This is a genomic window from Roseovarius maritimus (assembly GCF_043355895.2).
GTDB lineage: Bacteria > Pseudomonadota > Alphaproteobacteria > Rhodobacterales > Rhodobacteraceae > Roseovarius > Roseovarius maritimus.
Genome location: NZ_JBHFPF020000003.1, coordinates 36898 through 61389, shown reverse-complemented (window position 1 = coordinate 61389; position 24492 = coordinate 36898). Strand labels below are relative to the sequence as shown.

General features: G+C 64.4%; 18 protein-coding genes. 15 read left to right on the top strand and 3 right to left on the bottom strand.

The features are described from left to right. Positions 1–40 precede the first annotated feature (40 nt). The 13 genes from ACEWPM_RS07605 (at position 41) to ACEWPM_RS07545 (ending at position 12555) form a co-directional block, all read left to right on the top strand. Positions 41–1036, top strand: coding sequence for a TRAP transporter substrate-binding protein (locus ACEWPM_RS07605; protein ID WP_393961059.1), 996 nt, complete (start codon positions 41–43; stop codon positions 1034–1036). A gap of 72 nt (positions 1037–1108) precedes the next feature. Next, complete coding sequence (locus ACEWPM_RS07600; RefSeq protein WP_393961058.1) at positions 1109–1660, top strand: TRAP transporter small permease; 552 nt, start codon at positions 1109–1111, stop codon at positions 1658–1660. Then, positions 1660–2964 (top strand): TRAP transporter large permease, encoded by a 1305-nt coding sequence (locus ACEWPM_RS07595; protein WP_393961057.1) that lies wholly within the window; start codon positions 1660–1662, stop codon positions 2962–2964. The genes ACEWPM_RS07600 and ACEWPM_RS07595 overlap by 1 nt, the downstream gene beginning before the upstream one ends. Next, positions 2961–3491 (top strand): winged helix DNA-binding protein, encoded by a 531-nt coding sequence (locus ACEWPM_RS07590; RefSeq protein WP_393961056.1) that lies wholly within the window; start codon positions 2961–2963, stop codon positions 3489–3491. The genes ACEWPM_RS07595 and ACEWPM_RS07590 overlap by 4 nt, the downstream gene beginning before the upstream one ends. Beyond that, positions 3488–4420: a GumC domain-containing protein gene (locus ACEWPM_RS07585; RefSeq protein ID WP_393961055.1), complete on the top strand. Its 933-nt coding sequence runs from the start codon at positions 3488–3490 to the stop codon at positions 4418–4420. Before ACEWPM_RS07590 ends, ACEWPM_RS07585 begins: the two co-directional genes overlap by 4 nt. Before the next feature lie 313 nt (positions 4421–4733). Next, entirely contained in the window at positions 4734–5564 is an 831-nt protein-coding gene (locus ACEWPM_RS07580; protein ID WP_393961054.1) for an IclR family transcriptional regulator, read from the top strand. Beyond that, a complete protein-coding gene (locus ACEWPM_RS07575) occupies positions 5542–7074 on the top strand; it encodes a class I adenylate-forming enzyme family protein (protein WP_393961053.1) in 1533 nt (510 codons plus the stop codon). Before ACEWPM_RS07580 ends, ACEWPM_RS07575 begins: the two co-directional genes overlap by 23 nt. Then, the gene (locus ACEWPM_RS07570) at positions 7074–7850 is read left to right on the top strand and encodes a citryl-CoA lyase (RefSeq protein ID WP_393961052.1); all 777 of its coding nucleotides are present in this window, start codon (positions 7074–7076) and stop codon (positions 7848–7850) included. Before ACEWPM_RS07575 ends, ACEWPM_RS07570 begins: the two co-directional genes overlap by 1 nt. Before the next feature lie 4 nt (positions 7851–7854). After that, positions 7855–8568, top strand: a complete 714-nt coding sequence (locus ACEWPM_RS07565; RefSeq protein WP_393961051.1) for an SDR family oxidoreductase — start codon at positions 7855–7857, stop codon at positions 8566–8568. A 78-nt stretch (positions 8569–8646) separates the two neighbouring features. Further along, on the top strand, positions 8647–9624 hold the full coding sequence (locus ACEWPM_RS07560) for a Bug family tripartite tricarboxylate transporter substrate binding protein (RefSeq protein WP_393961050.1): 978 nt from the start codon (positions 8647–8649) through the stop codon (positions 9622–9624). A 97-nt stretch (positions 9625–9721) separates the two neighbouring features. Next, positions 9722–10246, top strand: coding sequence for a tripartite tricarboxylate transporter TctB family protein (locus tag ACEWPM_RS07555; RefSeq protein ID WP_393961049.1), 525 nt, complete (start codon positions 9722–9724; stop codon positions 10244–10246). Positions 10247–10249: 3 nt separating this feature from the next. Next, positions 10250–11749, top strand: a complete 1500-nt coding sequence (locus ACEWPM_RS07550; protein WP_393961048.1) for a tripartite tricarboxylate transporter permease — start codon at positions 10250–10252, stop codon at positions 11747–11749. Further along, a complete protein-coding gene (locus tag ACEWPM_RS07545) occupies positions 11746–12555 on the top strand; it encodes an SDR family NAD(P)-dependent oxidoreductase (RefSeq protein WP_393961047.1) in 810 nt (269 codons plus the stop codon). The genes ACEWPM_RS07550 and ACEWPM_RS07545 overlap by 4 nt, the downstream gene beginning before the upstream one ends. Positions 12556–12736: 181 nt before the next feature. Here the strand turns inward: ACEWPM_RS07545 and ACEWPM_RS07540 are convergent, their stop codons facing one another. The 3 genes from ACEWPM_RS07540 to ACEWPM_RS07530 form a co-directional block, all read right to left on the bottom strand. After that, a complete protein-coding gene (locus tag ACEWPM_RS07540; RefSeq protein ID WP_393961046.1) occupies positions 12737–14008 on the bottom strand; it encodes a glycosyltransferase family 2 protein in 1272 nt (423 codons plus the stop codon). A gap of 55 nt (positions 14009–14063) precedes the next feature. Beyond that, positions 14064–14600, bottom strand: coding sequence for a polysaccharide biosynthesis C-terminal domain-containing protein (locus ACEWPM_RS07535; RefSeq protein WP_393961045.1), 537 nt, complete (start codon positions 14598–14600; stop codon positions 14064–14066). 465 nt (positions 14601–15065) lie between these two features. Next, positions 15066–15134 (bottom strand): LysR family transcriptional regulator, encoded by a 69-nt coding sequence (locus ACEWPM_RS07530; protein WP_393961445.1) that lies wholly within the window; start codon positions 15132–15134, stop codon positions 15066–15068. Between the two features lie 786 nt (positions 15135–15920). On the opposite strand from ACEWPM_RS07530, the gene ACEWPM_RS07525 reads away from it, so the two are divergent. Both ACEWPM_RS07525 and ACEWPM_RS07520 read left to right on the top strand, forming a co-directional pair. Beyond that, entirely contained in the window at positions 15921–24014 is an 8094-nt protein-coding gene (locus tag ACEWPM_RS07525; protein ID WP_393961044.1) for a SpvB/TcaC N-terminal domain-containing protein, read from the top strand. Next, positions 24011–24397: a hypothetical protein gene (locus ACEWPM_RS07520; RefSeq protein WP_393961043.1), complete on the top strand. Its 387-nt coding sequence runs from the start codon at positions 24011–24013 to the stop codon at positions 24395–24397. Before ACEWPM_RS07525 ends, ACEWPM_RS07520 begins: the two co-directional genes overlap by 4 nt. The last annotated feature ends 95 nt before the right edge of the window (positions 24398–24492 follow it).

Sequence of the window (24492 nt, the reverse complement as noted above, 5' to 3'; positions counted from 1 at the left end):
CCGTCCAGATGTCTGCCCGACAATGACAGGGAACCCCGCAATGAGCTTTCAATTTACACGACCTCTTGCCACGGCGCTGGCCGGCGCGATCGCCGCCGCTGCCTTCGCGCTACCCGCCGCTGCCGCAGAGTGGGACATGCCCACGCCCTATGGCGACAGCGTGTTCCACACCCAGAATATTCAGAAATTCGCCGAGGACGTCTCGGCCGCCACCGATGGCGGGCTCACGATCACGGTGCATTCCGCCGGATCGCTTTTCGGCCATCCCGAGATCAAGGACTCCGTCCGCCGTGGCCTCGCGCCGATTGGCGAGACGCTGATGTCCCGGCTGGCTAACGAGGATCCGATCTTCGGCATCGATTCCGTGCCGTTCCTGGCCAGCAACTACGACGAGTCGCGCGCGCTCTGGGAGGCTTCGCGCCCGGTGGTCGAACAGAAGCTGGCCGATCAGGGGCTGACGCTACTCTATGCCGTGCCGTGGCCGGGCCAGAGCATCTATACCAAGGAGCCGATCACCTCGACCGCCGATCTGGAAGGCGAGAGTTTCCGCGCCTACAACACGGCAACCGAGCGTCTGGCGCAGCTTATGGGCGCGGTCCCGACCCAGCTGGAAACCGGCGATATCCCGACCGCTTTCTCGACCGGGCGTGTCGCGGCGATGATCACTTCGCCCTCGACCGGCGTTTCAAGCCAGGCTTGGGATTTCACCAATAACTACACCGATACGCAGGCGTGGTTGCCCAAGAACATGGTGATCGTGAACACCGCCGCGCTGGACGGTCTGCCCGAGGATCAGCGCAGCGCGCTGATGGAGGCCGCCAAGGCCGCCGAGACCCGCGGCTGGGAGATGAGCCGCGCCGAGACCGAAGAGAAGATCGCGACGCTGAAGGAAAACGGTATGACCGTGTCCGAGCCCAGCGAAGAGTTGTCGCAGCAACTCTCCGAGATCGGTCAGACCATGACCGACGAATGGCTGGCCGAGGCTGGCGACGAGGGCGGACAGGTCGTCGAGGACTATCGCGCGTCGATCAAGTGATCCGGGGCGGCGCGGGGGCAAACGGCATTCCGCGCCGCTTTACCTCCGCAACATATCCCGAGGGGAAGCGCGATGCGCCGTTTTCTTGACCGCGTGCATGATGGCGCGCTGGCGCTGGCCGCCGCCGCCCTCGCCGCCATTGCGGTGCTTGTGCTGGTGCAGATCACCGGCCGGCTGATTGACCGGGCCGCGCGCGTATTGGACATACCCCCGCCGGGTCTGACCATACCGTCGCTCGCCGAGATTGGCGGCTTCCTCTTTGTATCCGCCGTATTTCTAGGCATGGCCGGCACCCTGCGCGCGGGGGGCCATGTTCGCGTTACGCTGCTGACCCGTGCCTTGCCGGATGGCCCCGCACGCTGGCTGGGCGCACTGGTGGCTGCCGGGGCTACGGCGCTGGCCTCATTCGCCACATGGTCCAGCCTGCTTCAGACACTGGACAGTCACGCGTTCGGCGCGGTCAGCTTCGGCATGGTCAAGGTGCCGCTCTGGTGGCCGCAAGGCGCGATGACGTTGGGGCTATGTCTGCTCACGCTGGCGCTTGCGCAGGCCACCCTGCAGCTGATCATCGGCCAGCGGCCTGATTTCGATATCGCCGAGGCCGAGCGCGAGGAGCCGAGCTGATGGAAATCGCCACCCTTGCGCCGCTCCTTGTTCTGGTCCTCTTCGCCACCCTCGCCGCCGGGCTCTGGGTTGGGTTTGCGCTGGTCGCGGTCGGCCTTCTGGCCATGATCACCTCTGCCCCCGCGCCGGCCTCGCTGGTCTTTGCCACCAAGGTCTGGGGCGGGCTGACGGTCTGGGATCTGACCGCGCTGCCGATGTTCATCTGGATGGGAGAGATCCTCGTGCGCTCGCGGCTGTCGTCGGACATGTTCTCGGGGCTTTCGCCTTTCACGACCCGCCTGCCGGGGGGCCTTTTGCATGTCAACGTGATGGCCTGCGCGCTTTTTGCCGCTGTCTCGGGCTCATCGGCGGCCACGACCGCCACGGTGGGCCGCATGTCTGTGCCCGAACTCGGCGCACGGGGCTATGACGACCGCATGATCATCGGCACGCTGGCCGGGTCCGGAACCTTCGGGTTTCTCATCCCGCCCTCGATCATCCTGATCGTCTACGGCGCCGCGACCGAGCAATCCATCGCGCGCCTGTTCCTTGCCGGGGTGGTGCCGGGGCTGATGCTGGCCGCGTTATTTTCAGGCTATATCATGCTCTGGGCCGCGCTGAACCGCAGCCGGATGCCCGCGCCGGAACCGGCGACGTCCCTGGCCGAGGCACTGCGCGCCGCCGCACGCCTCTTGCCGGTTCTGGTGCTGATCGTGGCCGTCATCGGCTCGATCTACGCAGGGGTTGCCAGCCCGACCGAGGCGGCAGTGATCGGCGTGGCGGGCGCGCTGCTGCTGGCCTGGGCCACCCGCGCGCTGAGCATGCGCGGCGTCTGGGACTCGCTGCGCGCGGCAACGATCACCACCTGCATGATTTCCTTCATCCTTGCCGGGGCGGCATTTCTGACCGTGGCGATGGGCTATACCGGAATCCCGCGGCAACTCGCCGCCTGGATCGGCGCGATGGAGCTGTCGCCCTATGCGCTGCTGGCGGCGCTGACGGTGTTCTTCATCATCATGGGGATGTTTCTCGACGGGATCTCGATCGTCGTGCTGACTGTGTCGATCATCCTCCCGATGGTCATGACAGCGGGGATCGACCCGATCTGGTTCGGCATCTTCCTGGTGCTCGTGGTCGAGATGAGCCAGATCACGCCGCCCGTCGGCTTCAATCTCTTTGTCCTCCAGACGATCACCGGGCGCGACATCTTTACCATTGCGCGCTATGCGGCTCCGTTCTTCGGCCTGTTGGTGCTGGCACTGGCGATCCTGTCGGTGTTTCCTCAGATCGCGCTCTGGCTCCCCGGGACCATGCTGAACCGATGAGCGATGGCGACCGCGATACGCCCCCTATCGGGCCCGTGGTCAGTTCGGCGCATCTGGCCGCGTCAGACTTGCCGGAGCTGTCCGAGCTGGAATTTGCCATCACCATGTCGAACCACGCCTTTCAGCGCTGGATTACCCGCTGTATGACCGCCGCCGGCGCGCCTGGCATGTCGCCGCTCGAGGTGCTTGTTCTTCACCTCATTCACCACCGGGACCGGCCCAAGACCCTCGCCGATATCTGCCTGGTGCTGAATATCGAGGACACGCATCTGGTCAACTATGCCCTGCGCAAACTGGCCGAACGCGGCTTGGTTGAGACCGGTCGCAAGGCCAAGGAAAAAACCGTCGCCATCACGGACCAGGGTGCCAAACTCTGCGCCCGCTACGCGGAAATACGCGAGGCTCTGCTGGTGCGCGGGGCGCAGGCTGCCGGGATCGACGTGGCCGAGATTTCACGCCTCTCGGCGCTGCTGCGCACATTCTCGGGCAGCTTCGATCAAGCGGCGCGGGCGGCGGCGGCGCTGTGAACCGCGCGCTGGGCTGGTGTGCACTTCATGGCCGCTGGCTGCTGATCGCCGGGTTGGTCATTGGCATCGCACTGCCGGGATTGGCGCGCGCCATGGCCGGCGCCATCGTGCCGCTGATCGCGCTTTTGCTGTTCCTTTCGGCGCTGCGGATCGGCGCGCGCGCCGCCATGCCGCGCCGGGCAGCCCTGCCCCGCGCGCTGGGCCTGACGCTGGCGCTGCAGCTGGTCGCCCCGATGATCGCCGCTGGGGTGCTGGCCTGGGCCGGCCTGCTGCATACGGCAGCCGGGCTTGGCACCGTCCTTGTCTTGGCAGGTGCGCCGATTACCGGCACGCCCGGCCTTGCGTTGATGAGCGGCGCCGATCCTGCCGCCGCGTTGCGCCAGCTGGTCCTGGGGACCGCGCTGCTGCCGCTTACGGCCGTGCCCGTCTTTGCCCTGCTGCCGATTTTCCCCGATCTGGTGGCGGTCGCCATCGGCGCCGCGCGCCTGCTGGTGGTGATTGCGCTGGCGGGCGGATTGGCCTTCGCGCTCCACGCGGCGATTCCGCGGCTGCGCCGCCCGAGCGCGGTCGCCGCGATCGACGGAGCGCTGGCGCTGTCCATGGCTTTGGTTGTGATCGGACTGATGGCGGCGGTGGGTCCGGCCATCCTGGCGCTGGACTTGGCGGTTCCAGCGTTGGTGGCGCTCGCCTTCGCCCTCAATCTCGGCCCGGCCATCGCAGTCTGGCACAGCTCGCGCGCGGCGCTTCCGGCTCCCGAAGCGGGCGCCCTGGCCATCGCCGCTGGCAATCGGAACCTCGCGATATTCCTGGCCGCGCTACCGCCCGAGATGGTGACGCACCTGCTGCTTTTCGTAGGTTGCTACCAAGTGCCGATGTACCTCACGCCCTTGATCCTGCCGCGGCTGCTTTCCGCCCTTCGGCAAGGGTGAAGGGCCGGCGGCTGCCAGCCCCTGCTACCAACATGCCTGCGCTTGCATCAAAGTCATTACCGACCCTGTCTATCCAGCCTGAACATCTGATGAAGCCGACATGAAATTGGCAATGCCCTTAAAAAATCAGCATTACCATACACTTCTGATTTCTTACGGAAAGGCGATCCCAATAGTGTTTCAATATATGATAATAAATTTTCACGATATGAAGCTTCCAAGCTAGACACTCTGCGTCACAAGTCACTAGCGTTTTTTGCGCAAAGAGCCGCGCAGACTCGTGGCTCGGTCGGTAAGGAAAGAAGCCTCGGACATGATGGCAGCAAAGCGCGAAAGGCATGGCATGGCGGCGGACGCGACCGAGACGTCGCTGGCCAAGGCATTGCGCCTTCTGCCCATCGTCGCCGAGCGCAACGCCACCGGGGTCAATCTTTCGATGGTGACGCGGCGCGCGGGAATGACGACGGCGACAGCGCGGCGGTTGCTTCAGGGGCTGGTGGATGGCGGGCTGCTCAGTTTCGACCCCTATTCCAAGCTTTATTTCCTCGGCGCCGAGTTCGTGCGCATGTCGCGGCTGGCGGGATCGCCCCAGGCGTTCGAGCGGCTGCGAAATGACATGCACGGATGCCTGACCCACATCGCCGAGCAGACGGGGGATAGTGCGTTCCTGTCGGTCATCTCGAATGGCGAAGCCCTTTGCATCGAGAAAATCACGGGCAGTCATCCGATCTCGGTCAACACGTTGACCGTCGGGGCGCGAAGACCGCTGGGCGTGGGCGCGGGCAGCCTTGCGCTTTTGGCCGCTCAAGAGAGCGACCAGCGCCAGATCATCATCGATGAAAATGCGCGTCGCTTCCTGCGCTATGGGCGCCTGACGGCCACGGCGGTCAAGCGGGCTTTGGCGCGGTGGCAAAAGGACGGCTACGTGTTCAACAGCTCGCTTATCATCGACGGGGTCAGCGCCATCGGTCTGCCCGTCTTTGACGAGCGCGGCGATCTGGTCTGCGCTGTCTCGGTCGGCACGATCAATGCGCGTATGCGCCCGGAGCGGCGCGCCGAGGTAGCCGCAATCATCAAGTCTGCCCTTGGCGACATAGGTTACAAAACAAGCAGGACGACAGATGTATCCCATTCACTTCTTTGAACGATCTGCGGGCCGCTGGCCTGACGCCGTCGCGGCCGAGTGCAAGGGCCGCACAGTCACCTATGCCGAATTGCAGGGCCAGGTGCGCGCGCTGGCCGCCGGATTGCAGGCCATCGACGGGGAGTTCGGCTCGCGCGTGGGGATCTGCTGCTACAACTCGCTCGAGCATCTGGTCGCCTGGTTGGCCGTTCTGGCGGCGGGCAAGGTGTGGGTGCCGCTTCAGGCAATGAGCACAGCCGAGGAACTCGTGCGCGCGGTGGAGTTCACCGACTGCTCAATTCTCATCGTCAGCGGTGAGACGCAGGAGCGTCTGCAGGGCGCGGCAGGGCCCGGACGCACCATGCTGGCCGCTGATCGCGTCGATGGGCTGGAGAGCATCGGCGCCCTGATCGCCCGGCATGATGGGCAGGGGCCGCAGCCCGCAACGCTGCCGCTGGACGCCACGCAGGCAATCAAGTTCACAGGAGGCACCACCGGGCGGCCCAAGGGAGTGATGCAGCCCTACCGCGCATGGAACACCAACATCGTCACCCAGATCGACGCCTGGTCGATGGCCCCGGGCGAGCGGTGCCTCGCCGCCGCGCCGATCACCCATGGCACCTCGACCTATATCCTGCCGACGCTGGGCAGTGGCGGCACGCTTGTCCTTCTGGACCGTCCGCGCCCCGAGGAAACGCTGGACTGCCTGCAGAACCGGCGCATCTGCACCACCTTCGTGCCGCCCACCGTGCTCTATATGCTGATGGAGCTGGAGACTGTCGGCGCCTCGGATTATGCCCATCTGCGCAACCTGATCTACGGCGCCGGCCCCATGCGCCCCGAGGCCATCGCCCGCGCGCAAGAGATCTTCGGCCCCTGCATCGCCTCGACCTACGGCCAGACTGAGGCGCCGCAGATTGCCACCATGATCAGCGCGCAGGACCTGCTGGACCCGGCCAAGCGCGCCTCGGTCGGGCGCGAGACGATGCTGAGCGAAGTGGCCATCATGGATCCGGAGGGCCGCCTGCTGCCCCCCGGCGAGACCGGCGAGATCGTCATTCGCGGCGATCTGCTGATGACCGGCTATTGGAAACAGCCCGACGTGACGGCCAAGACCATCTTGGATGGCTGGCTGCATACCGGCGATCTGGGGATCATCGACGCGGACGGGTTCGTCTTCATCCGCGGGCGGGCCAAGGAAATGATCATCACCGGCGGCTTCAACGTTTATCCCGCCGATGTCGAGCCGCTGATGGGCGAGCATCCCGAGGTCGTCGATTGCGCCGTTTTCGGCGTGCCGGACGACAAATGGGGCGAAGCGGTGCATGCCGCCGTGCAACTGAGCCGCGGATCGGATGCCACGGGCGAGGATATCATCGCCTTCGTCCGCGAAAGGCTGGGCCCGGTGCGCACGCCCAAGACCGTGACGCTCTACGAGGCGCTGCCGCGCAACGCCAATGGCAAATTGCAAAAGGCCGTTCTGGTCGATGATTTCATGGCCCGGACCGGCCAAACACCTGGAAAGGACTGATGATGGGCAAGGATGCCAAGACACCGACAACGGGCCTGTGCAGCTACACCGATACCGAGATTTTCTATCGTGGCCGCGACCTCGTGGGTGATCTGATGCAGGGAGGCGGGGGCGATTTCGTCACCATCATGATGGGCCACATCCTGAACCGCGAGGTCAGCGCACGCGATGCGCGGCTGATGAACGCCATCCTGATCACGATGATGGAGCACGGCCTGACCCCCAGCGCCATCGCCACCCGCTCGGTCTACATGAGCGCGCCCGAGAACCTGCAAGGTGCGGTGGCGGCGGGGCTCATGGCCGTGGGCAGCCAGTTCGTCGGCACGATCGAGAACAACGCGCGGTTGCTGGAGGATATCCTGTCGCAGCCCGAGGACGCGCGCCGCGCCCGCGCCGATGAAATCGTCGCCGACCACCGCGCGCGCAAGGCACATGTGCCGGGCTTTGGCCATCACCTGCACAAGCCGGACGACCCGCGCGCCATCCTGCTGCTGGAGATGGGCGAGAAAGAAGGGCTGGAGAGCGGCCATATCGAGGCGCTGCGCATGCTTGGCGCGGCGGTGGATGACGCGGCGGGCCGGCATATCACTATCAACGCGACAGGCGCGACCGCGGCGCTGCTGGGCGGCATGAACATTCCCACCAAGCTGATGCGCGGCTTCGCCGTCATCAGCCGCGCGGCCGGCCTCGTTGCGCATATCGCCGAAGAGCAGGAGCGCCCCTCGGGCCGTTATATCTGGCAGGTGGTCGACAAGGCCATCCCGTTCGAGAAATAGCCCGATGAGTGATCTGGCCCTTGTAACCGGAGGTGCAGCCGGAATCGGCGCAGCAATCGCGCGGCGATTGACCGAGGACGGCCTGCGCGTCATCGTGCTGGACCGCGTGCCGGTCACGCATGACTACGCGCAAGAAGAGATCACCGTCGATCTGGCCGATGTCGCGGCGACACAAGCCGAACTTGCCCGTGTGATCGGGGATCGCCGCATCACGCGCCTCGTTAACAATGCGGGCATCGTCATGCCCGCATCTCTGGAAGAGACCGACCCCGCCGATCTGGACGCCGTGGCGGCCGTCAACCTGCGCGCGCCCATCATCTGCATGCAGGCGGTCCTGCCTGGCATGAAGGCTGCGGGGATGGGCCGCGTTGTCAATATCTCCAGCCGCGTTGCGCTGGGCAAGGAACTGCGCACGGCCTATTCCGCGACCAAGGCGGGCCTGCACGGCATGACCAAGACATGGGCGCTGGAGCTGGGTCAGCACGGCGTGACCGTCAATGCCGTCGGCCCCGGCCCCATCCAGACAACGCTTTTCGATCGTGTCAACCCGCCGGGCGATCCGCGCACCGAGGCGATCATCGCCAAGGTGCCGTTGCGCAAGCTGGGCCAGCCCAAGGATATTGCCGATGCCGTCTCGTTCCTCTGCTCAGACAGAGCCGGATTCGTCACGGGGCAGGTTTTGTACGTATGCGGGGGGATGACCATCGGATCCGTATGACGAAAGAAGACACCGCGCGCGGGGAGGACGCGCGCGGTTCCAAAAACCAGAACGACGTTCATCAAGGAGGAGAAAACCATGAACATTTTGAAAAAGACAGCCGCGGCCATCGCCGTGGCCGCAGGTCTGGCGACCGCCGGTTTTGCGCAGGACGATTACCCGACCAAGCGCATTACCATCATTGTCCCATATAGCGCGGGCGGCGCGACCGACGTTCTGGCCCGGCAGGTCGCGGACAAGCTGGCGGTGCAGTTCGACGAGACCGTGACAGTCGAAAACCGCCCCGGCGCGGGTGCCACCCTGGGCACAACGCAAGCGGCTGCGGCGCGGCCCGATGGCTATACGCTCTTCATGGGGCAGGTGTCGTCGCATGGTATCGCGCCTGCGGTCTACAAGAACCTGCAATACGATCCGGTCGAGGATTTCAAGCCGGTCACGCTGCTGATCTCGATCCCCAACGTGATGGTGGTAGACAAGGATAGCCCGTGGCAGACCGCCGAAGAGTTTCTTGAGGCGACACGCAGCGAGGGACGCACCTTCGGCTCGTCCGGGGTCGGCAGCTCGATCCACCTCTCGGGCGAGATGTTCAAATCGCGCACAGGCGCCGACATGACGCATGTGCCCTACCGCGGCAGCGGCGAGGCCGTCCCGGCCCTGATGTCGGGCGATGTGGACGTGATGTTCGACAACCTGCCCTCGGCCCTGCCCCATATCCAGTCGGGCGAGCTGCGCGCGCTGGCGGTCACCACGCCCGAGCGTGCCGAGGCATTGCCGGATGTGCCGACATTGTCGGAGACGGGTATCGACGGGCTGGACGGCTTTGCCGCGCGGTCCTGGTTCGGCATTCTTGTGCCTGCCGAGACCGATGACGCGGTGGTCGAGAAGCTCTCGGCGGCGCTGAACGGAGTTCTCGAAGACGACGATTTCGTGAAGTTCGCCGATGGCCGCGGCGCGCAGATCGAGGGTGGTAGCCCGGACGACTTCGCGGCGTATATTGCTGATGAGCTGACCCAGTGGAAGGTCGTCGTGGACGAGGCCGGCGTCACCGTCGAGTGATCCGGTCCCAGTGATGCGATGGGCCGCGCCAAGGTTGGCGCGGCCCGTTTTGACCTCCTGAAATTCGCCCCACTCATTCAGACAAGGTGATCGCCGCATGGCCCGAGGCTCTTCGAAAAAATGGCGCAACGCCGCACGCAAGCGCGAGATGTCGATCGCGGGCGTTCTGATCATTGCTGCGGCCGTCTTTGCACTGGTGATCATCCCGCAGGGCGTTGTGCGCCCAAGCTCGGTCAAGCACCTGCCGCTGTCACCCGTTTTTCTGCCCTATGTCCTCGCGGTGCTGGTCGTGATCTTTGCCGCCCTGCACCTGGTCGAGGCATGGATCGCGCCCGATGCCGTGGCGGCTCCGCCAAGCGACGATGACGCGACGCACCCCCGGTGGAAGCTGCGCGTCTCGGTCCTTTTTGCCTGCCTTCTGGGCTACCTTATCCTGCCGGACATGCTGGGCATGTTGGCGACCGCGATCATGATCACCATCGGCCTCATGTTCCTCGCGGGCGAGCGCAGGCCCCTCATTCTGACCGGCGTCGGCATCCTGATGCCTGTTCTGGTCTGGCTCTTTTTCACTCAGGTCGCGCAGGTACCGCTGCCCGACGGCTTTTTCGAGGCGTGGAGATAGACGATGCTGGAAAACCTCGCCATCGGCTTCGAGATGTTCTTTCAGCTCGAGAATTTCATCGCCATCGCGATCGGCGTCGTCGTGGGCGTCGTCGTGGGCTCGATCCCCGGCCTGACGGCCACGATGGCAGTAGCTCTCGCCCTGCCCTTCACCTTTAATCTCGACCCCGTGACCGGCATCCTGCTGCTGGTCGGCATCTACAAGGGCGGCGTCTTCGGCGGATCGATCACCGCGATCCTCATACGCGCGCCGGGCACGCCTGCGGCCGCCTGCACGGTGCTGGACGGCTATCCGATGGCGCGCAAGGGCGAGGCCGGAAAGGCGCTCAAGATGGCGCTTTATTCCTCCTGCATCGCTGATTTCGTTTCCAATATCTCGCTGATCTTCTTCGCCAGCATGATCGCCTCCCTGGCGCTGGCCTTCGGTGCTCCGGAATATTTCTGGCTGATCTGTTTCTCGCTGACGGTCGTCATCTCGATCTCGGGCGAGTCGCTGACCAAGGGGCTGATCTCGGGCGTGCTGGGCCTTCTGGTCGCCACCGTGGGCCTCGATCTGGTCTATGGCACGCAGCGCTTCACCTTCGGCAATTTCAACCTGATGGGCGGGGTCAGTTACATCCCGCTGCTGATCGGCCTTTTCGCACTGCCCGAAGTCATCGACTTCTATGTAAAAAAAGTGGCCCCCGTCGCGGTCAAGGCCGCCGACGGCAGCCGTGTGACCTGGGCCGAGATGAAACGCTGCTTGGTGTCGATCTTTCGCGGCAGTTTCATCGGCGTGATCATCGGCACTATTCCGGGGGCAGGCGCGACCGCCGCCGCGTTCCTCTCCTATGGCGAAGCGCGCAGGTCGTCGAAACACCCCGAGACCTTTGGCCATGGCGAGATCGAGGGCGTCGCCGCCTCGGAGGCGGGCAATAACGGCGTGGCCGGGGCCACCCTCATTCCGCTGCTGGCCTTGGGTATTCCGGGCGATGTCGTCACGGCTGTCATCCTCGGCGCGTTCATGCTGCAGGGGCTGACACCCGGACCGCTGATGTTTCAGGACAATATCAGCCTGATCTACGCCATCTTTATCGGCATCATGCTCAGCTCCATCGTGCTCTTTGGCGCGGGTAAATTCGCGATCCGCTATTTCGCGCGTATCGCCGATGTGCCGCGCCATATCCTGCTGCCGATGGTGCTGATGTTCTGCATCTTCGGCAGCTACGCGGTGCAGAGCCAGATGTTCGACGTCGGTGTCATGCTGGTCTTCGGCGTCTTGGGCTACATCATGCTGCGCATCAACATGGCCGCGGCGCCCTTCCTGATGGGCTTTATCCTCGGGCCATTGTTCGAAGACAATCTGCGCCGCTCGTACCTGATCTCGGAAAGCGCCGCGATCTTCTTTCGCAGCCCGATCTGCTGGATCTTCATCGCCCTTACGCTCTTTTCCCTTTTTGTAGGCATTCGGCGCGAATGGCGGGCGATCCGCGCCCGTCACGGCGCTGGAAGGAGCGCGGCATGAGCGGGCTTTTGCAAGGCCGGATCGCCGTCGTGCTGGGCGGCGGGGCCATCGCGCCGGGTATCGGGATCGGACGGGCGCTTTGCCTCGCCTATGCAAGAGAGGGCGCATATGTGGTGGTGGCGGACCGCGATCTCGCGGCGGCAGAGGCCACGGTGGCCATGCTGCCCGAGGGCCAGAGCGAAGCGGCGCAGGTCGACGTGCTGGACGATGCCAGCATCGAGACGATGATCGCCGGCACCCAGGACCGGCATGGCAGGATTGATATCCTTCACTGCAACGTTGGCCTCGGCAAAAGCGGCCCGTCCGCGCAGACAAGCGGCGCGGATTGGCGGCGGATTTCGGATGCGAACCTCACATCGCTACACATCGCCGCCCAGGCCGCGCTGCCTGCGATGCGCGCGCGCAAGAGCGGCAACATCCTTGTCACCTCGTCAATCGCCGGGATCCGCGATGTCGGTTATCCTCACCTTGCCTACGGGGCGACCAAAGCCGCGGCGCTGCATTTCACGCGCCTTCTGGCGGCAGAAACGGCGCAGGACGGCATCCGCGTCAACGCCATCGTCGCCGGCCTGATCGATACGCCCCGCATCGGCATCACCCTTGCGAAATCCTACGGAACCCGCAGCGAGGCAGAGATGCGCGCCGCACGGGATGCGCAGGTGCCCTTGGGCCGTATGGGCCGCGCCGAGGAGGTTGCCGACGCGGCGGTGTTCCTGGCATCCGACCGCGCCTCCTACATCACCGGCACCGAGTTGGTCGTCGATGGCGGGCTGAGCGCGTCCATCCGTCAGGTCGCGGGAGACTGACGTCGAAAGCGCTCAGCGGAGTATAGCAAACGCCCCTCGTTCGCTCTTGGCGGCAGGCCAACATTCAGGTCTTCCCGGCAGAGACACTTATCAACCGATGCGACGGGCGGCAAAGCGATCTCTTCGCTAGTCTGGGCGCCTCGGTTCGCCAAGTGCGAGGTCTGCCGGTCACGAGCTTTCATTACCTGCCTGTTTGAGCGTCATTTTTCCGAGATTGAGTTCGATGCCAAATCTGCATTGTGTGAAGCCAGCCCGCTTCCGGCCACCGTTTCTCTGCAATATCGAGGCCAATCCGCGCCTGCTCCAGCAAGCCCGACAGGATTTGTGCGCGAATGCGATACGCGTTGCCAATTTCATCCAGCCCCAGGCCTTCTTCGAGCACATCGGCAATTCTCAGCGCCAATGGCACGTCCTGCTGCCCGACGACCTCTAGGTAGGGCGTCATCAACCATGCAAGACCTTGCTCGGAGAGCGCGCTCAGACGATCATGCACGGTGTCGTCAATCACGCAGCGCAACATCAACCAAGCCATCTCGCATTGGTCCAACTGCGACGCCGTGAGCGGAACCTCCATGACTGATGCGTTGATTGCCGTGACTGGGTCACGTTCTGCGCCGACCGCTTTCAAGCCGATGTCATGCAGAGCAGTTTCAAGTGTTTCCTTCGCGCCGGCATCCGCAAAGAACATCGCCCTCATGATCGGCATTCCCAGCACGGCCTCAGATCGCGCATTCTGGAGAAAGCCGCGTTCGTTGATCCGAGCCAATACGGGCATCAGTTCGGCCAACCGACGCTCAGGTGAATACAGCTTCCGGTGCAGTCGACTCGGGAGTTTCACGAAACTCGTTGCCGCTGAACTTGCGACCCGCATTTCGGAACGCTTCACGTACTCGACGCACATGAACACGTCCGACCCCATTCCAACAGGCGATGGCGACCAGCCTCGCGGCAGACGCAAATACGCATCCCGCCGCACCGCGAAATTGTTCAGGCCAGCGTTCAGCAAGACAGGCTTGGCCCGACCCGACAATTCGCGCGACATGTCGGTGCCCAAATTGGCGATGTTCCACGCCCAGGTTCCGCCAGACCCGAATTCGAGGCTCGCTTGCATCGCAAAGTCCGCGTCCTTCAACATGCCCGTCATGACGTCGAGATGCTGCGCCGCCCATAGATCATCATCGCCGATATGACAGACGAATTCGGCGTTGGACTCGCGGATGACAGGGTCGCGGTATGCCTCCCCAAGACGTTCGCCTTTCGGCTGGACGATAAACCGGACACGCGGGTCAGTCGCAGAAACCGCCGTCAAAATGTCAACGCTTCGATCAGGCGAACCGTCACAGATGACAACCAATTCCCAATCGTGATCCTTTTGCGCCTGGACGCTCGCGACCGATGCGAACAGCGTATCGGCGTGATCAAATGTCGGGCAGATAATCAGCGTTCTGGCCAAAAGGTGCCCCCAAAGTCAGCATGCAAGTCTTAGGCCACTCGCCAAAAACGGATTCTTACCACCCTACAATTCCTGGAGGAACGTCATATGGGATCAGCGGAGTACCGATAGGCAAACGCATCTTGTCCGGATTTTCGTGATCATAGGGCGCCGTCGGAAAGTTCACGACGCGGCAGTCGGTGCTGCCAATGTTCATGTTCAGATGCCAGACATTGACCGGAATGCTGATAATGCGCGGGTTTTCCGGCGTCAGGATAATCTTGGTAATCTTGCCGTGTGTCGCGCTATCCGGACGGACATCGTAACAGACGATTTCCATGCGGCCATCCAAGAGGAAATAACGGTCTTCGTGCAACTCATGAAGGCCCCAGCCTTTGGCGTAGCCGGGGCGAATGGTGTAGGTGTACACAAATGAAATCGGGTCAGGGTGCCAGCCCCAACGCGTATCGAAAAGTTCCGTCACCGATCCGCGATTGTCGACATGCGTACGGCTTGGATGCTCGCGCGTCCCGTCAACATTCTTCGCGCGGGGCGTGCCGTCAGTTTCGACAGTTGACGCGTCAAAGATCGCTGCGGCCTTCGTCTCTTCCAATAGGTTCCGTGAATCAGTCAAAGCATGTCCCCAATTTTCACTGATTATGCACGATACTGGCGCTGAGCTTCAAGCTTACAGACCATGATTTCGGTTTCGATCCGGCGCTTCACGAGCATCCCTTTACACTTCCGAATGCCGGACATGCCGGACAGGATCTCTCCGTCATCGCCTGCGTCTGGGAAATCGCCGCTGTGGTAAGGTAGGGATTTCCGCCTGTCATGCCGCAGCCATGCGCCGACAGGGTTCTGGTAGTATTTCTCGGGAATGTCCCAAAACGCAATCGGCTTGGTCGCGAAAGCTCATTCCTGGCTTGCGGCTGGTATGGGCGAACCATCACGGCGCGTCGGATATCGCAATCGGGGGGGCGATCACCGCGTCACCGCGTCAAAAAGAAGGCGCCCCGCCTCGCGGGTCAATTCGATGGCCCGGTGCCGGCGCCGGAACAGCGGCTGGCCAAGATCCTCATCCAATCTGCCGACTTACCGCGCTTTGGGTCAGACAAAGCTGGTCTGCGGCGCCTGTAAAACTCATCCGCCGCGCGACTGCCTTAAGCAGTATGAAGCTGTAACAGCATCAGCAGCGGATATTTTCTCAATTAAAGCGTCCTCAGGGTATCAATGGCGGCAGCACACCGGCACCCAGCAATGATTGCATATTCGAAGAAGCCTGTGTCCAGTCTGGCGCGCTCCCCGAAAGGTCCTCGCTCACGGCCTGAGACCGGTCCGGGTTTGGGCCTCTGTTGACCACTGGTTGTTCTCTCATAGCGCCGTGCCGGAACCAAATCGCGGCGCGGCACTCCAGCCAGACTTTCTTACTCATAGATCCGGTAGACGTCTTTATCGGCTCATCACCGTCCCGCGCCAAGTAAAACGCCAACAGGCAAGTTTTGACCATGTGCAGCGACAACGCACCTTGCTCGCGACGTCGCTCTTCGTATTTTGCGTTTCGTCTCCGAGGTTGGGACTTGGCAGGCTGAAACGCGGCGCCCAAAGAGTATCGGAAAAATCAATCCTGAGCTGCGCCGCATCCACGACCGGCTTCCGGCCTCCGTCGGCGCTTTTGGCCACCACCGACATTTCGTAAAATCGCGATGGGAAACCCATCGGTATTGGTTCGATGTGAAACCGTCTTTCACCATCGGCGAGAGTTTTCCGACTTTTGCGCTCGGCCCCTCGAATCTTGACTCAACTTAACCGACTCAACTATAAGGATAGTATAGAGTTAAGCTTTTTAGTTTTTCGCGAGAGACTTTATTGGTTCCGCTGGGTGGCCTTGAAACGCCGTCCGTCTCCCTTTGATTAGCCAGTGGGTGCGCGCATGTCCGCGACGTCACAGGTTTCGCCGTCCGATGTCGGTATTTCGTTTCAAGTTTCCGCAGACCAGTTTACGGGCGCCGCAGCCTCCAGTGTCAGCTTTGAACTTCCGAAGGGGCGCAATAGCCTGACCCCCGTTCTTGGGCTGAGTTATGGGTCCGCAAGGCGGCAGGGCCCGTTCGGGCGGGGATGGTCTCTGACCGGCTTGCCGGTGATCGGCGTTGATGCCGAGAGCGGTCTGCCCGGCTATGATGGCCGTGACGGCTACAGTTCGTCGCTCGGCGGCTCTCTTGTGCCTGAGCGCGATCCGGTCACCCATCAGCCCCTCTTTCGAATCGAAGATGCGCACCGGATCGAGCGATTTCGGGCGCAGCAGGAGGGGCCGCGCATCCGGTTCGAACGCTGGATCCATCAATCCACCGGCAGCGTACACTGGCGCAGCCGCGATACGGTCGACACCCTCACGATCTACGGCCGAGCTGCCGACGGCAGCAGTCGCATCAGCGACCCGGACGCGCCCCTGCGCATCTATCAATGGCTGCCCGAGCTGAGTGTGGGCGCGCGCGGCGATGCAATCGCTTATAGTTACAGCGCCGAGGACATGGCCGGCGGCGCGGGCGCGCTGATGGCCGATCAGGGGCAAAGCGGCGCGCAGGCACAGCGGTATCTGCGGCGGATCCAGTGGGCCAACTTGGTGCCCGCAGGCGATCCGGAGACGTTTGATGCGGCCGCAGCGGCTTGGGCCTTTCACGCAGTTCTCGACTATGGCGATCACGACGCGGTTGATCCCGCCCTCGATCCCGACGGGATCTGGCCCGCTCGCCCCGATCCCTTCTCTGTCGGCACACCCGGCTTTTCCCTTCGGACGTGGCGGCTATGCCGACGGCTTCTGGTCTTTCACCAGTTCGGCGCCTTGGGTGCGGCCCCTCAACTGACCCAGGCCAACGTCTTGTCCTACGATGAGCGGGCCGAGGGCACATTGCTGAGCGCGATCACCAAAACCGGCTATCGCCGTGACGGCGGTCTGCGGCAGGAGCGCTCTGTGCCACCGCTCACCTTCGGATACACACAGCCAGAACTGGGCGTCGCATTCGCTCCGGCGCAGCAAGCGTTGGAGGCAAGCACGCCTGCGGGCGTTTCGACGCCTCGGACCGTGCTGGTTGATCTCTATGGCGAGGGTCTGCCGGGGCTCTTGCAGGACGATCCGGGCGGCTGGTTCTTTCAGCGCAATCTGGGTGGCGGGCGCTTTGCCGCGCCGGTCTGCGTTCATGCCCGCCCTGCCCACAGCCTGACCGATGTGACGCTGGGGGATTTCGATGGCGACGGGAATATGGATGCCGTCGTGATGCTGGGCCAGGGCGCGGGTCACTACCGGTTCGAGCGTGAGACCGGCGAATGGTCCGCCTTTCGTCCGTTCGATTACATTCCGACGCCGGGCGGCACAGGGTTCGAGAGGCTGGACCTGACCGGTGACGGAAGGGCTGATCTGCTTGTCCGCGAGGAGGGCGGCCTGCGCATTCACGAGGCGCGCGGCGCAGCCGGATACGCCCTTGAAGCGCGGCACGCGCGGCTGCCGGCCGGTTCTGCCGCTGGACCTGCGGGCGCGCCGCCACTCGCCAGCGATACCGCAACGGACTACCTGTTCGCCGACATGACAGGCGATGGACTGCCCGACCAGGTGCTGATCCGCAGCGGGCTGGTCGCCTATTGGCCGAACCTGGGGCGCGGCAGGTTCGGACCGCCCATCCTTATGGCGAACGCTCCCGTCATGGGGATCGGTGGACGGTTTGCCATAGACCGCGTGCTGCTGGCCGATCTCGACGGCAGCGGCACTGCCGATCTGATCCATCTGGGCGCCGGCGAGATCCACATATGGACCAACGCCGCCGGCAATGCCTTTACCGAGCCGCGTGTGCTCAGTGGCTTGCCGATGATCGACAGCGGCAGCGTTCTGGACATCCTCGACATCGCCGGGGACGGCCGAATGTCGCTGGTCTGGACGGAGGCAAGGCAGAGCCGCGTCGCCGCCTACCAGACGCTGGCCCTGTCGGGGCCAGTGCCACCGGGCTTGCTGAGCGAGGTCAATAACGGGATGGGCCGGCGCGATATGCTGGACTATGGCCATTCCGCCAGCCATTTCCTGCGCGATCAGGGGACCGAGCGGGCTTGGACAACGCATCTGCCATCGCATCTGATCACCGTCGATGCGGTCGTGACGGAGGATCTGATCGCCGGTGCCAAGTACGAGACGCGCTATGCATACCGAAACGGGGCGTTCAACAGCCGCACCCGCCGTTTTGCGGGCTTCGGCGAGGTCGATGCCACGCGAGCCGATTTCCTGCAGGACGAGGACGATCCCCTGCCCGTCAGCGAGCCCGCGCTGATCCGCAGCTTTCTGGACCAGGGCATGGATGCGGCCACGCAGGAAAGATTCTGGAACGGCGATCCGGGCGCCGTTCGCGTGCCGCCCTTTGCACTGGATCGCGGCGCCGCAACCCCCGTTCCCGACCCCGAAACATGGCAGGATGCGCGCGACTGCCTGCGCGGCCGGATGCTCCGACAGGAAGTCTACCGCGTCGGGGCAAATGGCCCCGCTGCCGTGCCGATGACGGTCAGTCAGTCAGGCTATGCCGTACGTATCGAACAGCCCGCCGCGCCGCGCCAGCCTGGTGCCGAACGGCGCAGCGCCGGTCAGCGCGCCGTGCTGGCCTGTTTCGAGGTCGAGGCGTCGACTGCGCTTCACGAGGGCGTCGCGGACGATCCGCGCGTCAGCCACGATTTCGTTCTGGAGCGCGACACCCACGGCGCGCCGACGCTGGCGGCAAGCCTTGGCTATCCGCGCCGCGCCGGGATACCCGTCGAAGATCCCGCTCAATCCCGGATGAGCTGTGACCTCAAGCGCATGGTGGTGCGCCACGACACCGGCGACTCGCTGCTGTCACTGAACACCGACATCGCGCAGGAGGAATTCTCGCTGCCGGGCCTTTCCCTTCCGGCGCGGGGGTATTTCCTGCGGGCAGAGATCGGCGCGGCCGCTGCCCTGGGACTCGCCGCCCCCCTGCGCCATGACCAGTCGCCCGTACCCGCACGCGCGCGCCGGACAAGCTGGAGCAGGCAGATCTATTGGAACGCCGCGGGTGACGCCGCGCTGCCTGTCGGTGAGGTCGCGCAGCCGCCGCGTCTGCACCACATCGAATCAGCCGTCTTTTCCGAGGAATTCGCCGTCACGCATTACGGCGCGGCCAGCACTGCCCGGCTGGAAGCGCTGGGGTACTGGCGCGAGACCGGACATTGGTGGCGCGCGTCCGAGGTGATGACATATCGGGGCGCGGATGGATACTTCCTGCCGACGGGGCATGTTCTGGACGACGGCACATCCGTGGCGGTCGCATACGACGCGGCCATGCTCTTCGCCATCCGCGTGACCGATCCCACCGGAGCCGAGACGCTGACCGAGCCCGACTATCAGTCGCTTTTGCCGCGCCAGACCGTCTCGGCGACCGGAGCCTGGAGCGAGACGCAACACGACCCCCTTGGTGTGGCGGTGCGCGCAGCGCATGGCGGCAGGGTGATCGACGGCACCGGCGCCGCGCAGCCATATGGATTTGACGCGCTGGCGCAAGGTGCGGTACCAGACCTCGCCGACGCGTTTGGCGACCCGGCGGCGGCGCTCGGCGGCGCCGCACAGGTCCTTGCCTATGACTTGGAAGCCTTCGCCAAAGGCGTCGGGCCGCTGTCCGAGATGCAGATCTCGGCGGTCGATCTGATCCATGACGGCGAAGGCGGCGCGCATGCAACCGGCCAGATCGAAATTGAGATCACGTATCGCGACGGTCTCGGTCAGCCAATCTCTTCAAAGCGCCGGGTCGAGGGCGGTCTCGCCATTCATCGTAGCGGCGGCGGCATCGTGATGGATGGCGGCGAGCCTGCGCTACAGATGGCATCGCCGCGCTGGCGCGCCAGCGGCTGGATTCAGCGCAACCGGAAAGGCGAGGAGATCCGTCGCTTCGAGCCCTATTTTTCGGATCGCCCTGACTACGAGGATGACGCCGTGCTGCAAACGCTCGGCCCTGCGGCGCAGCAATTCTCGGACTACGCCGGCCGTATCGTTCAGATACTCGGTCCTGACGGAACGATGGAACGTGCCGAATATCGTGCGTGGAGCGAGCGGCACTTCGACGCCAACGACACGGTAGGCCAATCCGCTTGGCGTCTGTCGCGTGAAATCCTGCCCGCCAATCACCCCGAGCGCCGCGCGCTCGATAGCAGCCTGCCCCATGCGGACACCCCTACCGAACGCATTCTCGATGCGGCCGGCCGGCAAGTCCGACTGCGCGAGGCGGATGATCAGGGTGGCACGCGAGAGATACGCACCATCATCGAGGATGGGGGCGGCGCCCTGCGGATCATTGACGCGCGCGGGATCGAAAGCTCGCGGCACATCCATGATATGGCAGGCCGGCGGATCACGGCATTTCACGCCGATGCGGGCGAGGCCAGAACACTCTACGATCCCCGCGACAATCCTGTCGAGGTAACGAATGCGAACGGATTGACACGGCTGACCACCTTCGACGCGATGGATCGTGCCGTGTCGGTGGATATCGACACCGGCACAGGGCTCCGCCGGATCGAAACCGTGACCTATGCCGACGATCCGGCGGATGCGGCTGCGGTCGCGCGCAATCTTCTGGGTCTTGCGATCCAGCGGCGCGACGAGGCCGGACTTCACAGCATCCTTGGCGCAGCGCCGAACGGGCAAGCCCTGCAAACCGCGATGCGACTGGTCGCCGATGCCGCTCTGCCGGTGGATTGGTCCGGTGCGGTGACGCTGGAGCCACAGGAATTCACCGCGCATGTCGTCCACGACGCGATGGGCCGTCCCGTGCGCGAGCGCCGCGCTGACGGCGCCATCATGCGGGCGCGCTATACCGAGGGTGGCGCGTTATCCGCCCTTTTTGTGACGACGGAGGACGGGCAAGTGCCCGAAACCCAACTGCTGGGCGACGCCACCTACAGCGTCACTGGACAGCGCGAAAGCGCGCGCCTGGGCAATGGCGTGACCATCGCCCGCGAATACCAGCGCGAGACACATCTGGTCCGGCGGATCACCGCGACACGCAGCGCGGCTGGCGGGCGGGCGCCGTTGCTGCAGGACCTGAGATACACCTACGATCCGGTGGGCAACGTCACCGCCTGCACGGATCTGGCGCATGATCCTGCGGGCGGGGCGGTGTCGGCCTTCTTCAGCGGCACACCGGGGGCCTCTGCTGCGCGGTTCTACACATATGACGCTCATTACCGACTGATCGCGTGCGAAGGACGGGCCCATTCGGCTCTCACGGGCGGACCCTTCCACGCCGCGCCGGTCTCGCTCTCGGATGGCAGCGCGACCGAGCGGTTCACCCAGAGCTTTTCCTACGATGCATCGGACAACCTGACGCGACTGCGCCATGTCGCGACCCTCAGCAATTTCACCATGGATTTCTGGGTCGATGCGACCAGCAACCGGGCGCGGCCAGCGCTGGATGCGGGCGGGTTGCCCGTGGCAAATCCCGCAAGCGATTTCGGTGCGGGAGGCGAAATGCGGCGCCTCGACCATCTGGCGGCGCTGGAGTGGCGCCACGATCAACGGCTGTCCCGCGCTGTTGTGATCGACCGCAGCGCCCAGGGCCTGCCGGATGATGATGAGCGCTACCTCTATGACAGCAGCGGCATGAGGCTGCGCAAGATCACGCAGCGCATGCTGGCCGATACCAGCGTCGAGCGCACCGAGGTGACATATCTGGCGGGCGCCGAGATCCGCCGCGTCTTCCGCGGAAACACGCTGATCCTGGAGCGCTTCGTCACCCGCTTCTCCGACGGGCTGTCCGAGATCGCCGAGCTTCATCGCTGGTCGCGCGACGACGGCGGCAGAGAAACCGGCGATCCCACCGCGCACCGACTGCGCTATACGATTGGCGACCATCTGGGTTCGGCCATGCTGCGCCTGGACGAGACGGCGCGGATCATATCCTACGAGGAGTTCCTGCCCTACGGTCGGCGCGCCTTTGCTTCGGGCGACGATGCGCGCGAGATGGCGCTCAAGGCCTATGGATTCATCGCGCGCGAACGGGATGCGGCGACGGGACTACACCATATCGGTCAGCGCTATTACGCCAGCTGGCTCTGTCGATGGATCTCTCCTGATCCGGCGGGCGATATCGACGGGCCGAACCTCTATCGATACGCTCAGTCCAATCCTGTCACCTACTACGATCCGACAGGATTGCAGACCACCGACACGCGCGAGCGCGGCACGGTCAGACCCGTTTCGATACCCGACCTGCCTCCGGAAGTTTATGCGGCAGCGGCGGCGCTGTCCGACGAACAGAGGCGCGAATACAGGGCGTTGGCCGATGCCAACAACTTCACCTATTACATCGACGGCGAAGGCGTGGTCCATTTCGGCACGATTGCGGACATGCGCGCCATGGCGGAGGCGCGACTTGCCTCGGGGGGCGATGTCCAGCTGGCCACGGTCGCCTCGGGCCAAAGCGATCCCGACGGCACCGGCACCGATGGCGACGAGGTGGTGGAGGAGCCTGAAGAGACAAGCGAACTGCCCGCGCTTGCCCCGAGTGAGGAGCAAGGCAGCCCCGATAGCGCGGGCGACACGGAAGGAACGGGCGGTAGCGCCGCGCAGGAGCCGACGGGTGGCGAGGGGTCCGATACCGCCGACACGGATGACGGCAGCGGCGTCGGCGATGAGCGAGGCCGCGAGGACGGCACCGGCGCGGTGGCCGATTCCGAAGAGGAAGGCCGCGGAGGCGGCGGTCTCTCGGAGGATCCCGCTGCCACCGGCAGAGGTGACACCGGCATCGGCCTTGGCGCCGGCCGGGGCAACCGGAACGATACCGGCACGGGCCAGACGCCCAGTGCGGGGCGCCCGGGCGGGACCGGCACCCATACTGGCACCGGGCTGAGGCCGGGCGGCCGAAGAGGTGGCAGCCGGGACGGTGCGCCCGGCGCAAACGGGAGCAACCCAAACGCCACGGGCACACTGCCGGACGGCGTTGAGGGCGGCACCGGCGATGATCCTGGTGGCGCGCCCGGCGGAGAGGAGGGCGGTGATGCACGCGGCACGGCGACCGGATCGCTGGACGGCAGCCTGAACGGAACGCTGCCCGATGACGGCACCGGGGCGCCCTCGGGAAGCGGCGGCAGTCGCAGCGCACCGGCCGATGCGGGCCGCGCGCCCGAAGGCGCCGGATCGTCCGACGAGGGCACCCGGCACGGCAGTGCGCAAGGGTCTTCCCAGCCCGGCGCGGGTGGGGACCAGCAGGGATCGGGCGGCGCGCAAGAGCCTGCCACGGTCATGGACCACGTGGTGCGCGTTGCGGGCTACTGGAATCTGGAATTCTCCTCCTCCGGAACCGGCGGCAGCCGCACCGGCGGCGTTCCCGGCGGCATGGGCAGCCTCGATCTGGGCCGTTGGGGCCAAGGCCTCTACGTGGCGCTGACGGCGGTGGATATCGTGCTCACCGTTGTCACGCTGGGCGGGCTTGCCGCGATCAAGACGGGGCTGAAGGTCGGCTTGCGTCTCATGATGTCGGCGGGCCGGCGCGCCATTGCCGCCGTTGGCCGCGCGTTCAGCCGAGAGGCTCTTCAGAACCTCACATCAGCGGCGATCCGGCGTTTTGGCGGGCGATGGTACCGCACGTTCTATAGCGTTCAGGGCCCGGACGACGTCATCCGCCTGCTGCAACGGGGCGGCGCCCCCTGGCCATCCGGCACGCGGCATGGCTCGCTTGCCGATATTTTCGGCCCGGGTCTTTATACATTCGCGTCTCGCGAGGCAGCGGAGCAATATCTCGAGGCGCTTGCACGCAAGGGTGTGGGCAATCTTCGGATTCTGGGCCACTCCGTTTCCGAGCGCGCCCTGCAAGGCATGAAAACCGCCGATTTCCGAATAAGCGACGATATCGCCAATGCAATTTATGATCTGGGGACAGAGCACGGAATGCAGCGCATCATTCGGCAGACCGGGAATTTCGGCGTCGAGAATTTCTTCAGCAGGGAAACCTTCTCTGCTTTCATCAATGGAGTACTGAAATGAAAGGTCATTTCAAGCTGGCAAGACAAGCTGCCGGGCGCGGCGCATTCGCGGAGGTCAGGGTAGAGATCTCGATGGCCTCACCTGCGCAGGAAGCAGCGGCGAAGATCACCTACGCGCCGGCGGCCAGTGACGCGCTGTCACCGTCCGATCCGTTCGTGGCCGCCGCCGTTTCAGGCATAGAAAAGATCCTTTCAAGCGCCTGCCTGACTGCGGGAGAACAGACCATTGCCGAGATCCGCGTGGTCGAAATCGTCGTCAACTGGGTCGATACCACCCCCGATGCCGTCGAGGCCGCCGCGCAACTTGCAGTCATAAATGCTGTCGGGGCGGACGAGCGCTTTGACCTTACGCACGACGAAAAATGGAAGGTCAGCGCATGCTAGCCGACCCGATTTGCGCGCCGACTGCACCGCTGAAGCCTGGCGCGACATCAACCCGACCCGAGTTGCGCGCCTGAAGCGCAGCGAAGCCAAACAAC

What these genes read in the sequence shown, in the direction of transcription:
- ACEWPM_RS07595 (WP_393961057.1), top strand. Translation starts at nt 1,660, where the DNA reads ATGGAAATCGCCACCCTTGCGCCGCTCCTTGTTCTGGTCCTCTTCGCC.
- ACEWPM_RS07605 (WP_393961059.1), top strand. Translation starts at nt 41, where the DNA reads ATGAGCTTTCAATTTACACGACCTCTTGCCACGGCGCTGGCCGGCGCG.
- ACEWPM_RS07565 (WP_393961051.1), top strand. Translation starts at nt 7,855, where the DNA reads ATGAGTGATCTGGCCCTTGTAACCGGAGGTGCAGCCGGAATCGGCGCA.
- ACEWPM_RS07520 (WP_393961043.1), top strand. Translation starts at nt 24,011, where the DNA reads ATGAAAGGTCATTTCAAGCTGGCAAGACAAGCTGCCGGGCGCGGCGCA.
- ACEWPM_RS07580 (WP_393961054.1), top strand. Translation starts at nt 4,734, where the DNA reads ATGATGGCAGCAAAGCGCGAAAGGCATGGCATGGCGGCGGACGCGACC.
- ACEWPM_RS07575 (WP_393961053.1), top strand. Translation starts at nt 5,542, where the DNA reads ATGTATCCCATTCACTTCTTTGAACGATCTGCGGGCCGCTGGCCTGAC.
- ACEWPM_RS07525 (WP_393961044.1), top strand. Translation starts at nt 15,921, where the DNA reads ATGTCCGCGACGTCACAGGTTTCGCCGTCCGATGTCGGTATTTCGTTT.
- ACEWPM_RS07570 (WP_393961052.1), top strand. Translation starts at nt 7,074, where the DNA reads ATGATGGGCAAGGATGCCAAGACACCGACAACGGGCCTGTGCAGCTAC.
- ACEWPM_RS07600 (WP_393961058.1), top strand. Translation starts at nt 1,109, where the DNA reads ATGCGCCGTTTTCTTGACCGCGTGCATGATGGCGCGCTGGCGCTGGCC.
- ACEWPM_RS07560 (WP_393961050.1), top strand. Translation starts at nt 8,647, where the DNA reads ATGAACATTTTGAAAAAGACAGCCGCGGCCATCGCCGTGGCCGCAGGT.
- ACEWPM_RS07555 (WP_393961049.1), top strand. Translation starts at nt 9,722, where the DNA reads ATGGCCCGAGGCTCTTCGAAAAAATGGCGCAACGCCGCACGCAAGCGC.
- ACEWPM_RS07590 (WP_393961056.1), top strand. Translation starts at nt 2,961, where the DNA reads ATGAGCGATGGCGACCGCGATACGCCCCCTATCGGGCCCGTGGTCAGT.
- ACEWPM_RS07550 (WP_393961048.1), top strand. Translation starts at nt 10,250, where the DNA reads ATGCTGGAAAACCTCGCCATCGGCTTCGAGATGTTCTTTCAGCTCGAG.
- ACEWPM_RS07545 (WP_393961047.1), top strand. Translation starts at nt 11,746, where the DNA reads ATGAGCGGGCTTTTGCAAGGCCGGATCGCCGTCGTGCTGGGCGGCGGG.